General features: G+C 67.7%; 11 protein-coding genes. 2 read left to right on the top strand and 9 right to left on the bottom strand.

Annotated features, from left to right (window positions below):
• Positions 1-12: 12 nt before the first annotated feature.
• From OH146_RS02440 to OH146_RS02410, 7 genes are all read right to left on the bottom strand, one after another.
• Complete coding sequence (locus tag OH146_RS02440; RefSeq protein ID WP_265157033.1) at positions 13-1227, bottom strand: cytochrome P450; 1215 nt, start codon at positions 1225-1227, stop codon at positions 13-15.
• Positions 1228-1295: 68 nt separating this feature from the next.
• Entirely contained in the window at positions 1296-2321 is a 1026-nt protein-coding gene (locus tag OH146_RS02435; protein WP_265157031.1) for an ABC transporter substrate-binding protein, read from the bottom strand.
• A 45-nt stretch (positions 2322-2366) separates the two neighbouring features.
• Positions 2367-3239 (bottom strand): MBL fold metallo-hydrolase, encoded by an 873-nt coding sequence (locus OH146_RS02430; RefSeq protein ID WP_265157029.1) that lies wholly within the window; start codon positions 3237-3239, stop codon positions 2367-2369.
• Position 3240: 1 nt separating this feature from the next.
• Positions 3241-5025, bottom strand: coding sequence for an ABC transporter permease (locus tag OH146_RS02425; protein ID WP_265157026.1), 1785 nt, complete (start codon positions 5023-5025; stop codon positions 3241-3243).
• Complete coding sequence (locus OH146_RS02420; RefSeq protein WP_265157023.1) at positions 5022-6251, bottom strand: ABC transporter ATP-binding protein; 1230 nt, start codon at positions 6249-6251, stop codon at positions 5022-5024. The genes OH146_RS02425 and OH146_RS02420 overlap by 4 nt, the downstream gene beginning before the upstream one ends.
• Positions 6252-6476: 225 nt before the next feature.
• Positions 6477-7301 carry an aminoglycoside phosphotransferase family protein gene (locus OH146_RS02415; RefSeq protein ID WP_265157021.1) on the bottom strand — a complete coding sequence of 275 codons (825 nt, stop codon included), beginning with the start codon at positions 7299-7301 and terminating at the stop codon, positions 6477-6479.
• Positions 7302-7325: 24 nt separating this feature from the next.
• The gene (locus OH146_RS02410) at positions 7326-8846 is read right to left on the bottom strand and encodes an SDR family NAD(P)-dependent oxidoreductase (protein WP_265157019.1); all 1521 of its coding nucleotides are present in this window, start codon (positions 8844-8846) and stop codon (positions 7326-7328) included.
• A 66-nt stretch (positions 8847-8912) separates the two neighbouring features.
• Between OH146_RS02410 and OH146_RS02405 the strand changes: the two genes are divergently transcribed.
• Positions 8913-11435 carry a DEAD/DEAH box helicase gene (locus tag OH146_RS02405; RefSeq protein WP_265157017.1) on the top strand — a complete coding sequence of 841 codons (2523 nt, stop codon included), beginning with the start codon at positions 8913-8915 and terminating at the stop codon, positions 11433-11435.
• 94 nt (positions 11436-11529) lie between these two features.
• Positions 11530-12000, top strand: a complete 471-nt coding sequence (locus OH146_RS02400) for a hypothetical protein (protein ID WP_265157015.1) — start codon at positions 11530-11532, stop codon at positions 11998-12000.
• Between the two features lie 41 nt (positions 12001-12041).
• On the opposite strand, the gene OH146_RS02395 is transcribed toward OH146_RS02400, so the two are convergent.
• Positions 12042-12410, bottom strand: coding sequence for a hypothetical protein (locus OH146_RS02395; RefSeq protein ID WP_265157013.1), 369 nt, complete (start codon positions 12408-12410; stop codon positions 12042-12044).
• Positions 12411-12518: 108 nt separating this feature from the next.
• Positions 12519-13565 (bottom strand): FUSC family protein, encoded by a 1047-nt coding sequence (locus OH146_RS02390; RefSeq protein WP_265157011.1) that lies wholly within the window; start codon positions 13563-13565, stop codon positions 12519-12521.
• Positions 13566-13574 lie beyond the last annotated feature (9 nt).

The following is a 13574-nucleotide window of genomic DNA, read 5'->3' as shown; positions in this document are numbered from 1 at the left end:
TTGCCTCCCAGCTCAGGCCCGCACGAAGTCGAGCGGAACCGAGCGCGTGCCCCACTCCGCCCAGATCGCCATCTCCGGTTCGCCGGCCGAGGTGAAGCTCGCGCTGCGCTTCAGCGCCTCCTCGAGCGTGATGACCATCATCATGCGCGCGAGGGGAGCGCCGGGGCAGCTGTGCGTGCCACGGCCGAACGAAATGTGCTTGGCGATGTTGGGGCGGTTCAGGATGAACTTCTCGCCGTCGGGGAACACGCTCTCGTCGCGGTTGGCTGAGGTGTAGACAAGCGCCACAGGGTCGTCCTTGCGAATGAGTTGCCCCTCGAGCATGACGTCCTCTCGGGCAGTGCGGGCCATGCCTCGATAGGGGGAGTAGAGCCTCAAGAACTCCTCGACCGCGGCCGGGATGAGGGAGGGGTCGCCCCGGAGCTGATCCTGCAGCTCGGGGTCGCGGGCGAGGTGCACAAACATGTTGCCGATGAAGACACTTGGGGCGACCATCCCCGTGACGATGAGCTGTCGCACCGTGCCGAGGATCATGGCATCGGGGAGAGGTTCACCGTCGGGCCGCGCCGCGAGCAGGGCTGCGGTCAGGTCGACTTCGGGGTCGTAGCCGCCGGCCTTGCGATCATCGATGATGCCCTGTGCGATCTCGTAGAGCTTGCCGCTGAGGCTCTTGACGACCTCGTGGTTGAGCACCTGAATCGCATCGACATAGGTGCCTGTGACCTTCTTGATGAGGTGAGACGTCTCGACGTCGAGGTTGAAGAAATCGGCGAAGACGAAAGCGGGAAAACGGTGGGCGTACTGCGCGCAGACATCCGCCCACCCCGCGTCGATGAGCGGGTCGAGCAACGCGATGGCGGATGCGCGCACCTTCGGCTCGAGCGCCCGCATTTTGGGCGGGGTGAACGCCTTGTTGATGACGCGGCGATAGTCGGTGTGCTCCGGCGGATCCAGGTGGAGCGGCGGTCGTACGCCGGTGAAGGCGAACTTGGGCACGGCGTTCTGCTTGGAGGTCGTGAAGTGCTCGATGTCGGTGATGACATTGAGCACTGCGTCATAGCTGATGGCGGCCCAGAAGCCTTCGTACTCCTGGCTGCGGACGACCGGATGCGCCTTGCGCAGCTCGTGGAACTCCTCGTGCGCGCTCGTGAAGGTCTCTCCGGGGCGCACGGGGTCGAAGTCGTGGTCGTCGCGTCGGCGGTCATGTTCGGTGCTCGTGAGGCTCATGGTGCTGTCTCTCGTCCTGGGTTCAACGGGGGAGGTGGCGCCCGGCGTGGACCGGGCGCCACCGTAGCTCAACCGACCCCGAGGAGTTCGTTGATGCGGGCTGCGACGTCCTCGTCGACCGGTCCGGGGCTCACCCAGCCGTCGACCATGTTGAGGCCGAAGGGGGATCCGGCCCCCGACTCCTCGGCGAGTACGTTGCTGCCTTCCTCTGTCAGCAGCCAGTGGGCGAAGAGCCGGCCGGCGTTGGGGTTGGGGCTGTCGGCGGCGAGACCGAGGGCGATCTCGGGGCCGGTCGTCGGCCCGAGGAGAGCCGCCTCGACGGGTGCCCCCGACTCCTGCAGCGTCTGCACGATGGCGAGGACGCCGGGGTGGGCCAGATCACCCTCGCCGGCCGCGACGCCCTGCGTCGTCGCGACTGCGCTGTTCATCCAGGTCGGCTCGTTCGCGGCGATCGCCTCGAGGAACTCCTCCCCGTACTCGTCGATCATGAGCGACCAGAAGGTGAGGTTGGCGGGGGAGGAGTCGGGCTCCGCGAAGAGCAGCTTGCCCTTGTACTCGGGCTTCGCATACTCCTCCCAGCTCGTCGGCTCCTCCGTCACGTTGTCGGTGTTGTAGACGAGCTGCGTGGGCACGAGGCTCACAACGGCCGCGCCACCGTCATTGCGGATGTAGTCGGCCGGGTAGCCCTCGAAGGCGGGGAGGTCGGCGTCGCCGAGCGGCGTCAACCACTCCTTGTCGAGGGCGTCCGTGAAGAAGGGCGAGTGGGTGAGCAGGATGGCGTCGGCGACGGTGGCTCCCGCTTCGGCCTCGGTCGAGAACTTCTGCGAAAGGTCGGCCGAGACGAGGCGTAGCACGTTGACCTGAATGCCGTACTCCTCCGTGAAGGCGGAGCCGAGTGCTCGCAGCACCCGCTCGTCGGGGATGCCATAGAGCGTGAGGCTGCCCTCCTCCTGGGCGGCGTCGATCAGCTCCTGCAGGGCTGGATCGTCGACCTCGACGTCGGGAGCGGCGGTGTTGCCTCCTCCGCCGCTGCAGCCGGCGAGCAGGAGCGCCGCCGTCATTCCTGCGGCGAGTGCCGCGGTGCGAATCTTCATTGATTGCCTCCTTGTGATGTGGTGGTGGTGCGTCTTGGGTGTGGTTCAGGATTGGGCAGCCGGCATCCGCGCCCCCACGGGGATGCGCATGAGGTCTTGACCGAGGATGACGGTGCCCGAGTAGTGGGCTCGGATCGGGGTTTCCCAGTCGGAGCCGTCGAAGGTCGCCCCGGGCACCTTGTGGCTCAGCACGAGGGTGCCTACCCGCGCCCTGGCCGCGACCGAACCCACCTCCGTGACATCCGTGTGGGATTTGACGAGATGTGCCCGGAGCTTCTTCCAGTCGGTGTTGACCGAGCCGGCGTGGTGAGGTGCGATGAGAGCCGTGTTGATGACCTCGTGGACGAGGATGTCGCATCCCTCGGCCAGGGCCACGAGGCTGTCGCTCGCGGCGGTGTCGCCCGAGACGACGACGGAGCCGGCTGGGCCGTCAAGGCGATACCCGAGGGCCGGGTAGACGGGCGGGTGATCCACGAGCGCCGCCGAGAGCCTCAGGTGACCGATCACGACCTCGCGCTCGGTGCCCTCGAGTTCGACGACCTCGATCATCGACCGCAGGTCATGCCGTCCCTCATCGATGATGCGGATGTCGATGTCGTAGCTGTTGGCGTCAATCGCATGGTGTGCCAGTCGGGAGAGCGGCGGCGGACCCCACACCGTGATGGGTGCCGAACGGCCGTGGGCCCACGCCGCCATCAGTACGCTTCCGAGACTCACATTGTGGTCGGAGTGGTGGTGGGTGATGAGCACGTCGGTGACGTCGGCCGGATCGATGTCCGCGCGCAGCAGCTGCTGCGGCACCCCCTGGCCCGCGTCGATCAGCACAACCCGGTCGCCGTCGATCACGACCTGTCCCGGGCCGCAGTGCGTTGCCGAGAGGCGCGGCCCGCCCTTGGTTCCGAGGAGGATGAGTTCCACGTCAGCCCACCTTCGTGGTGATGCCGAAGCGGGACTTGCGGCGCGCGTAGACCATGACGAGCACCAGCACGGTCGCCGTGATGAGCACGAGCACGGTCGAGAGCGCCGCGAGCAGGGCGTACGAGCCGCCGTTGAAGACCTCGAGGATGCGGAAGCCCACGACCGGATTGCCCGTGCCGGCGAGGATCGCGGATGCCGTGAGGTCGCCCACCATGCGGATGAAGAGCAGCGCCCATCCCGCGACAAGGCCAGGCACCATGAGCGGCAGGTAGATGCGGAAGAACGTGCGGGACGGCGAAGCGCCGGAGACGCTGGATGCCTCAGGCAGCTCCTTGCCGACACCGCTCACGGCAGCATCCGCGGCGATCGAGGCCTGCGGCAGGTAGAGCGCAAGGTACCCGATCAGCAGGATGATGAGCGTGCCGGAGAGGTTGAAGGGCGGCGAGGCCAGGAGAAGCAGGATTCCCACCGCAATCACCATGTTCGAGATCGCGGCGGGCATCTTGATGCCCACGTCGAGCCCTCGTGCGAACGCCGTGCGGTTGCGGGCAACGTAGAGGGAGACGAGCGCGGCCGCGACGATGCCGATGAGGCCGCCCGCGAGACCGAGCCCGAGGCTGTTGGCAAGCGCCTGACGCGTGATGAAGTCATCGAGCACCGCGATCCGGAGCGCGTCGAGGCTCAGGCTGTCCCAGCCGATATTGGGGGTCCAGTAGCCGTTGAGCGACACGATGACCAGCGCGAACATCGGCAGGAGCGTCGAACCCGCGACGTAGACGAGCATGAGGATGCGCAGGGGCCACTTCCACGCGCCCAGATCGGTGACGGCCGAGCGTGACCCCTTGCCCGTCATGGTGGCGAAGCGCCCCTTGCGCAGGATGCGCGCCTGCATCATGTAGGCGAGGCCGACGAAGAGCACGACGAAGCCGCTCAGGCCGACAGCGATGTCTGTCTCGGGCGGATAGGTGAAGGTCAGGAGCTGCACGATGCGCACCGATATCACGTCGATGCCCGCAGGCGTGCCGATGATGGACGGGATCGAGAACATGCCGAAGCCGAACCAGATGCACAGGAGCAGGCCCGCCCCGATGCCGGGGGCGATCGCGGGGAGCGTGACCTTGACGAGAGTGCGAATGGCGCCAGCGCCACTCAGCCGCGACGCCTCTTCGAGGCTCGTGTCGAAGTTGCGAAGGCTCGCTGCCGCGTTCATGTAGACGAAGGGCACGGCGTAGAAGGTGAAGACCATGATGAGGCCGTACCAGCTGTTGATGTCGAAGGGGCCGGTCTCAAGCTCGATGCCGAAGAGGGAGACGAAATCGCGGAACCAGGAGTTCAACAGGCCCGCTCGGGGCGAGAGGAGCATCGTCCAGCCGACCGCCCCTGCAACGGGAGGGAGCAGGAAGGGAAGAAGGGGCAGCGCGTCGCCCACAACTCCCATGCGCGCATTGGTTCGCTCGTTGAGCCAGGCCAGGAGCACACCGATGACGGCTGCCGCCAGGCTGCTGCCGCCCACGACGATGAGGGTGTTGATGAGGAGCTCCCCGAGGTCGGGGATTGCGAAGGTGCGCACGATGGGGTCGATCGTGAACTGACCGTCGACCCAGAAGAGGCCGATCAGCACGCGCAGGAGCGGGATCACCACGATCGCCACGAGGGCGAGGCCGATGGCGATCGTCACGCCGTCGAAGAGGCCGATGCGGCGGATGCCGCCCGGCTTCTTCGAGGACGGCTTGGGATCGAGTGAGGGTGCCGCCGGCGCCGTGGGGGGCGTCTGCGTCGCGGTCATGCTGAGTAACCCGTCGTGCCGATCGACCCCGTGACGGCGGGTCCGCCCTCGCCGTCCGTGATGGGAAGCACACGCACGTCGGCGGGCGAGACGCTCGCCCACGACGACGATCCGGATGCGACATCCTCGAACCGGGGGCTCCACAGCCGAGCGGACATGTCGCCGCTGCGCACGAGGTACTCCGTGTGGGAGCCGACGAACATGGCCGCATCCACTGTCACTCTCCAACGGTTCACCGTGTTCGGCTCCTCCGTGTCGAGGTGACCGCGCTCGGGACGCCACAGCGCGACGGCGCCCTCACCCACGAGCAGCCCCGCCGAGGTGTCGCGTGACACGACGCGGCCGTGCGGTGTGTCAAGCACGACGTGGTCGGACTCGACAGCGGAGACGACGCCTTCAATTTCATTGATGGCGCCGATGAAGCGCGCGACGTAGCGGGTGGCCGGCGCCGAATAGATCTCCTGGGGCGTGCCGAACTGCGCGATGCGGCCCGAGTCGACGACCGCGATGCGTGTCGCGAGTTCCATCGCTTCCGTCTGGTCATGGGTCACGAAGAGCGCGGAGAAGCCGAGTTTGCGCTGCATCGAGACGAGCTCGAGGCGCAGCTGCTCACGCACCTTGGCGTCGACGTTGGAGAGCGGCTCGTCGAAGAGGATGAGATCGTCGTTGCTCACGAGGGCGCGGGCGAGTGCTACTCGCTGCTGCTGGCCGCCACTCATCTGGCTCGGATACTGGCCCTCGAGCTCGGGAATGCCCACCTGCGCAAGGGCGGTGCGCACGCGCGTCTCGATGTCGGCGCGCGAGAGGCGCAGCCCCTTCCGGCTGGTCAGCGGGTAGGCGATGTTCTTGAACACCGTCATGTGCGGCCAGAGTGCGTACGACTGGAAGATCATCGAGATGCCGCGGCGCTCGGGTGGCTGAGCGATCCCGCGCTGTGATGCGAAGGCGGTGCGTCCGCCGATCTCGATGACTCCCTCATCGGGCGTTTCGAGCCCCGCGATCGTGCGAAGCAGTGTCGTCTTGCCGCACCCGCTGGGGCCGAGGAGCACGATGAATTCGCCGGGAGCGACGTCGAAGGTCACGTCGTTGATGGCGAGAACCTCGGACCCGTCTTCGCGCCGAAAGCGCTTACGCAGCCCCTCAACCCGCACGGAGGGAGTTGCACCATCGGCACCTGGCACGGCGCGGGAGGTGGTGTCGTCGTGGACTGCGGTCGTGCTGGGCATTCGGGATCTCCATTGATTCTCAGTGCCGGTGGTGCTCGATTCCGGGGACGTCCGCGGAATCCCTTGCAATCATCAACAGTAACGGTCGTCAACTATTTTGTCTATCAAATTGGCTGGCCACCGTGAGCGAGCGCGTTGCAGAGGGCGGACCGCTCTGCCGGCAGGGCGGAAAGACAGTGCGGCGGAAGGCGCGTTCGGGCGTGCGAGCGTATTGCTTGGGCCGGCTCAAGCCGTCTCGAGCCCGCGGGCGGCGAGGCGCGCGATCCGAAGCAGACGCGCGCTCTCCGCCGTGCGCTCCTCGCCCGCGAACCAGGCCGCACTCAGGGCAGCAGAGGTGAGTGTCCACTCCAGAACGGCACTCGGAGAAGCGGAGGTAGCGTGGCAGATCGTTGCGATCCTGCGCGCGAAGTGGGTCTCGGCGGAGTGGGCGGTGGGGTTGAAGAGAAGGCTCGTGTAGTCGAAGAGCCTGTGCCCGACAACGTTCTTGGGGTCGATCGCCTTCCAGCGGCCCTCGCCGAAATTCAGCACGTTGTCGTGGTGCAGGTCCCCGTGAAGGACGACCTCCTGCCCGTCGTCCGCGAGGAGGCGGTCGGCGATCTCTGCCGCCTGCGTCCAGAAGCCGCGCTTCTCGTCCGGGTGGGACTCTGCCCGAGCGTAGAGTGCACCGAACCACTCGCGAAGGGGGGTGAGCCCTCCGGGCGGAGCCATGATCGCCGAGGCTCCGTGGAGCGTCTGCGCGATGTCACACAGGGTGAGGGTGGCGGCCTCGTCATCGCCTCTGCTCACCTGGCGCAGGCTACCTCCCGCCGCCCGTTCCATGACTGCGGCGTGGTCGTCCGCCTCGAAGACACGCGCGGCGCCGCGGCCGTTCCACCAGGCGAGTAGGCGACATCCGCGGCCCTCCTCCTCGATCCGGGCGACCTTCAGCATGGCGCGGCGGCCCTCAGACAGCACGGGCACGATGGTTGACGAGGGCGTCGTGACGGCGTGCCCGTCCACCCTGAGGTCCCAGCGCTCGAGATACGTCTGCGGCGTCCTCGGGGTCCACATGAGCGCTTGGTCCTTCCCGCTCGCCTACCAGGAGGAGGGAGCGTAGTCCTTCAGGAACACCCCGTAGAGATCCGTGCCGGCCTCGCCGACCACGATCGGGTCATACACTCGCGCGGCGCCGTCGACGAGGTCGAGGGGAGCGTGGAAGCCCTCCTGCGCCAGGCGCACCTTGGTGTGGTGCGGCCGCTCGTCAGTGATCCAGCCCGTGTCGACCGCGGTCATGAGGATGCTGTCGGTCTCGAACATCTCTCCCGCGCTCGTGCGCGTCAGCATGTTGAGGGCGGCTTTCGCCATGTTGGTGTGCGGATGCCCGGGGCCCTTGTAACGGCGGGAGAACTGCCCCTCCATGGCAGAGACGTTGACGACATATTTGCGGCGCGCCGGGGAGGCGGCCATGGCTGAGCGCAGCCGGCTGATCAGGAGGAAGGGCGCGGTGGCGTTGGCGAGCTGGACCTCGAGCATTTCGAGCGGTTCGACCTCCTGCACGTGCTGCGTCCAGCTGTTGACATGGTCCTCGTCGGGGATGAGACCTCCCGCGTCGATCGCGGTTCCCGCCGCGAGCCGCTCCAGCGAGGAGGACCCGGCCGCCATGGCTTCTGCGGCGAGGTTCTCGGCCGCCGTGCGGAGGTCGGCGTCGACAGCGGTCCTCGCAAGGATGGGATGCGCCGTTACGGAGGCGGCGATCGCGAGCGGATGCTGGTCGTTCGTGTGCCCGAAGGTCACGAGCTCGGGCTGCGGGCCGTCGGGCAGTGGGGCCTTCTCGGCCTCGACAAGCGCGCTGTAGGCACCGGGGGAGCGCCGCACCGTTTGAGCGGCGTTGTTGATGAGGATGTCGAGTGGTCCCTGTTCCGCCACCGAGTCGGCGAGCCCGATCACCTGAGCGGGGTCGCGCAGGTCGATGCCGACGATGCGGAGCCGGTGCAGCCACTCCGAGGAGTCTTCAAGCGAGGAGAAGCGGCGCACGGCGTCCCGGGGGAACCGGGTTGTGATGGTCGTGTGGGCGCCGTCGCGGAGGAGGCGCAGGGCGATGTGCATGCCGATCTTGGCGCGCCCTCCGGTGAGGAGCGCCCTCCTGCCGGTGAGATCGGTGCGGGCGTCGCGCTTCGCATGGCTGAAGGCCGCGCAGTCCGGACAGAGTTGGTGATAGAAGGAGTCGACCTGCGTGTAGTGCTGCTTGCAGATGTAGCAGGCTCTCGACTTGATGAGGTGTCCCGCGATGGGCGCGGTGGTGCCGGGGGCGAGGGGAACACCGCGAGTCTCGTCATCGATCCGGTCGGGCGCGCCCGTCGCGGTCGATGCGACAACGGCGCGGTCGGCCGCGGCGATGGCGTCGCGCTTCTCCACCTTGCGGTTGCGCTTGACGGCCTTGAACATCCGCGCGGTCGCCCGGCGTACCGCCACGAAGTCCGGGTGGGTCTCGTCGAGCCCGTCGAGCTGCTCGAGTACGCGCAGGGTGGTCTCGAGGTCGCCCGCGTCGATGCCGCTTGCGCCGTGGGCCGCGGGGGATTCCTCGGAGCTGGTCGACGGTTCTCGTGCGGGGCTCATTGGGCTGATTCTACCGGCGCACGATGTGAGGTGACGCGGGTGTGGGGGAGTGTGACAGGCTGAAGGGTGCCTTCAGCGACCCTGCCCGCCGCTCTTGAGGGACTCGGCGAAGACCCGGATGCCGTCTACTCCGCATTCGAGGATTGGGCGCGCACGCGCGGCCTCACGCTCTACCCGGCGCAGGAGGAGGCCCTGCTCGAGCTCGTGACGGGTGCCAACGTCATCCTGAGCACCCCGACGGGCACGGGAAAGTCGCTGGTGGCGGTCGGCGCGCACGCTGCCGCCCTGGCGTCTGGGCGCCGCAGCTACTACACCGCCCCCATCAAGGCACTCGTCTCCGAGAAATTCTTCGCCCTTGTCGACATCTTCGGCGCTGCCAACGTGGGAATGGTCACGGGGGATTCGAGCGTCAATCCCGATGCGCCCATCGTGTGCTGCACGGCCGAGATTCTCGCGAACCTCGCGCTTCGCGAGGGGGAGGGGGCCGACGTCGGTGTCGTCATCATGGACGAGTTCCACTTCTATGCCGACCCCGAGCGCGGCTGGGCTTGGCAGGTTCCGCTGCTGACGCTGCCCCAGGCCCAGTTCCTTCTCATGTCGGCGACCTTGGGCGAGGTCGACTGGCTGGCCGAGGACCTCTCCCGCCGCACCTCTCGGTCCACGGCGACCGTCACCGGGGTGGAGCGACCCGTGCCGCTGTCATTCGAGTATGTGACGACCCCCGTGCACGAGACCGTCGAGCAACTGCTCGAGACTCATCGCGCGCCCGTCTACATCGTCCACTTCTCCCAGGCGGCGGCGCTCGAGCGGGCCCAGGCTCTCACGAGCATCCGTGTAGCGTCACGGGAGCAGCGCGACCGCATCGCCGATGCGATCGGCGATTTCCGCTTCACGACGAACTTCGGTCGCACGCTCTCCCGCCTCGTGCGCGCCGGCATCGGGGTGCACCACGCGGGGATGCTGCCGAAGTACCGCAGGCTCGTCGAGCAGCTTGCCCAGCAGGGCCTCCTCCGGGTCATCTGCGGCACCGACACCCTCGGCGTCGGCATCAATGTGCCCATCAGGACCGTGCTGCTGACGGCACTGACCAAATACGACGGACAGCGGATGCGGCAGCTCACCGCCCGCGAATTTCACCAGATCGCCGGGCGGGCGGGCCGTGCGGGTTTCGACACAGCGGGCGACGTGGTCGTGCAGGCGCCAGAGCATGAAACCGAGAATGCGAAGGCGCTCGCAAAGGCGGGGAACGACCCCAAGAAGCTCAAGAAGCTCGTGCGCAAACGACCGCCCGAGGGTTTCGTCTCGTGGGGCGAGCCGAGCTTTCAGCGTCTCATCGCGGCCGAACCGGAGCGGCTCACCTCGTCGATGGCGGTGAGCCACTCGATGATTCTCAATGTCGTCGCGCGCGGCGGTGACGCCTTCGCCACAATGCGGCGGCTGCTGGAGGACAACCACGAGCCGCGATCTCGTCAGCGGATGCTGCTGCGCCAGGCACTCGCGATCTACCGCACGCTGCGCACGGCGGGCGTCGTCGAGGAGGTGGGCGGAAGCATCCGTCTCACGGTCGATCTGCAGCCAAGCTTCGCGCTCAATCAGCCGCTCTCTCCCTTCGCCCTCGCCGTGTTCGACCTCATCAGCCCACCCGAGGACGCTTCGGCCCCCGCCTCGCCGGCGCTCGCGCTCGACATCGTTTCGGTGCTTGAGGCGACGCTGGAGAATCCGCGCCCTGTGCTCGCCGCCCAGGAGTCCATGGCGAGAGGGGAGGCGGTCGCCGCCATGAAGGCGGAGGGCATCGAGTACGAGCAGCGAATGGAATTGCTCGAAGGGGTGACCTACCCGAAGCCGCTGGAGGAGCTGCTCGACGAGGCATTCGACACCTATCGCCGATCGCAGCCGTGGGTTGGTGACTTCCAGCTTGCACCGAAGTCGGTCGTGCGCGACCTGTATGAGCGTGCCATGACCTTCAACGAGTACATCGGCTTCTACTCGATCTCCCGTAGCGAGGGCCTCGTGCTGCGCTACCTCTCAGACGCCTACCGCGCCGCGCGCCAGACGATTCCCGACGAACTCAAGACGGACGAGCTGCGCGACCTGATCGAGTGGCTGGGGGAGCTGGTGCGCCAGGTCGATTCGAGTCTTCTCGACGAGTGGGAGGAGCTCGCGCATCCGGACCCCGACAGCCACGTCACGGGGCCTGTCCTGCCGCCCACCCCTCGCGGGGTGACGACGAACGAGCGCGCCTTCCTCGTGCTCGTGCGCAACGCGCTCTTTCGTCGGGTGCAGCTCGCCGCGCGGGAGCGCTACGACGCTCTCGGCGAGCTCGACGGCGAGGCAGGCTTCATGGAGGAGCGCTGGGCGTCGGCGCTCGAGCCCTACTGGGAGGAGCACGACGAAATCCTCACGGCAGCGGACGCGCGCGGTCCCGCGATGCTGATGATCGAGCGCGACGCCCGGGAGTGGCGGGTCCGTCAGATCCTCGACGACCCTCAGGGCAACCACGACTGGGGCATCAGTGCCGTCGTCGATCTGGGCGAATCGGATGCCTCGGGCGATGTGGCGCTCACGGTGACGGGCGTCGACCGGCTCTAGCTCGGTTTCGGCACCGCTCGGAGGGGAGACAATTCAGGATGCTCCCCGGACTGGGGGTCGATCGCCTCACAGCCGCCGTCAGTAGTGTGGGCTCATGAGCACGACCCTGACGGCGGAAAGGCTCGCGACAGCGCTGCCGGGGCGCTGGAGACTGGGTGCCACCAACCTGCTGTATTGGCTCGATGCTCGCCACGGCGAACCGCTGTTCGAGTTCGACGTCGTCGCGGCATCACCGCTCCGGTTGAGCGAGACGATCGAGTTCTCCAACCCGGATGGGACCCCGCGGATGTCACGGGGCACGAGCCGTTTCGTCGGCGGCGAGTTCCGCTGGCGCGGGTCGGGGCGTGAACTGGTGCACTCGCGCCGCTGGACGCCCGTCGGGCTCGACGACTCGGCATCGATCCTTGTCGTCTCCTGCCGCCGCACGCGCTCGGTTGCGACGGGGATGAACATCCTCGTGCGTGAGGGCGCCGATGTGGGGGAGCTGCGCACGCTCGTCGCGGCGACGGCGGAGCGACTCGGGGTCAGCCCCGAGGAATTCGCCTCCCTGACCTGGCTCAGCTGACTGTCGCCGTCTGACGTCTCGTTGCCCTGCGGGTTGGTACTTCAGTCCGCGAGGGTGGGTAGCTGGTAGCCGTCGAGGGGGTCGAGCGGGGCCGTATCGACGGTGCCCCCGTGTGGGTTGCCGTTCGCGCTTGCCGCGGGAACCTGCGCGAGCCCCGAGGTGAAGAGCACTGCGAGTCCGATGACGGCGAGGGCGAGCACGCCCGTGGTGATTCCGTGGGCGACTGTGAGCCCGGAGGCGCGGCGGAGCCGCCGCACGTCGAGTGCGAGGACGACGAGGATGCCGCACGCTGCCGCCATCACGAGCACGGCGGGCACGCTCACGAGGCCTCCGGCATCGAAGACGGTGGCGTCGAGGCCTATCGCGGGCACGAATTCGGGTACGACAGTGATGCCGCGGAACACTGGCATGGCGGGTAAGGCCTTCGGGTAGGGACTGCGCTTCGGGTGTGCAGTGCTCCGAAGGTAGCAGCGCCCTGTGCGGTGGTCAATGACCCACGCTCACGATCGTTGCCGGGGCTAGTCCTCTTCTCGGCTGCCGATGATCTCATCGCGCACGCGGCGGAGGTCCTCCATGAGAGCGCCGATGAGGATCCAGTGTTGCGGGTGCGGCGCCGCGATCACGAGGGGTGCCGTGAGGGCGGGGAGATCGGCCGTCATCGGGGCAGCCTCGGAGTCGGGCTGTGCTGCCGTGATCAGGCGCAGGTCGTGGGCGGCTCGCTCGAGCTCGACCCCGATCGCGCGGGTCATCGGCTCCTCCCACAGGGTTTCGTCGTAGTGGTCGTGCACAGCCCGAGCCATGCCGAGCACGCGGGTGACGAGCACGTCGAGTCGGGTGAGGAGGTCGCGGTCCCGCTCGATGTCGGAGCGGTGGCGTCCGCCTCTCGGGTTGAGCAGCAGGCTCTCTTCGGCGCGGGCGACGTGCTCCCTGGTCTCGCGCTGGAGCGGGCGCAGGGTGCGGGCACGAGTGAGCATGGCGTCGAGGTCGACGTCGCCGTCCGCCCGTGTCAGCACTCGGGAGAGCTCATCGAGCGTCCCGGCGATGTTTGCGCCCAGATCAGTCACGGCCCTTCGAGCGGGTTCCCGCAGCACGGGCGGCACGATCGCAAGGTTGACGATGAGGGCGATGGCGACGCCGATGAGCGTCTCGACGATGCGCTCGAGCGCGTACGCTCCCGTGTTCCCCTGGCCGATCGCGAGCACGAGCATCGCGCTGATCGGAATCTGGTTCGCCGACCCGGGTGTGAGCCGCAGCACCCAGGAGAGCAGGAGTGCGACGACGATGATGACGAGCACGATGAGGCTCGACGTGCCGAGAAGCGCCCCGGCCCCGTAGGCGAGGAAGACCCCGATGAGCACGCCGACGCTGCGCTCGAGACCCTTCGCTATCGACTGGTTGAGGCTCGGTTGCACCACGAGCAGTGCCGCAATGGTCGCGAAGATGGGGAGCGGCTGATCGAGCAGCGCGCCCGCGACGAACCACGAGATGATCGCGGCGAGCGAGGTCTTCGCAACCTGGATGAGAGGGCTTCGAGCGGATGCGCGCAGGGCGCCGAGGGGCGGCATACCTTCACG

This window comes from Homoserinimonas sedimenticola (genome assembly GCF_026094475.1).
GTDB classification, from domain to species: Bacteria; Actinomycetota; Actinomycetes; order Actinomycetales; family Microbacteriaceae; genus Homoserinimonas; species Homoserinimonas sedimenticola.
Note: the sequence above shows the minus strand (reverse complement) of the source record. Positions and strands in the feature narration are given on the sequence as shown.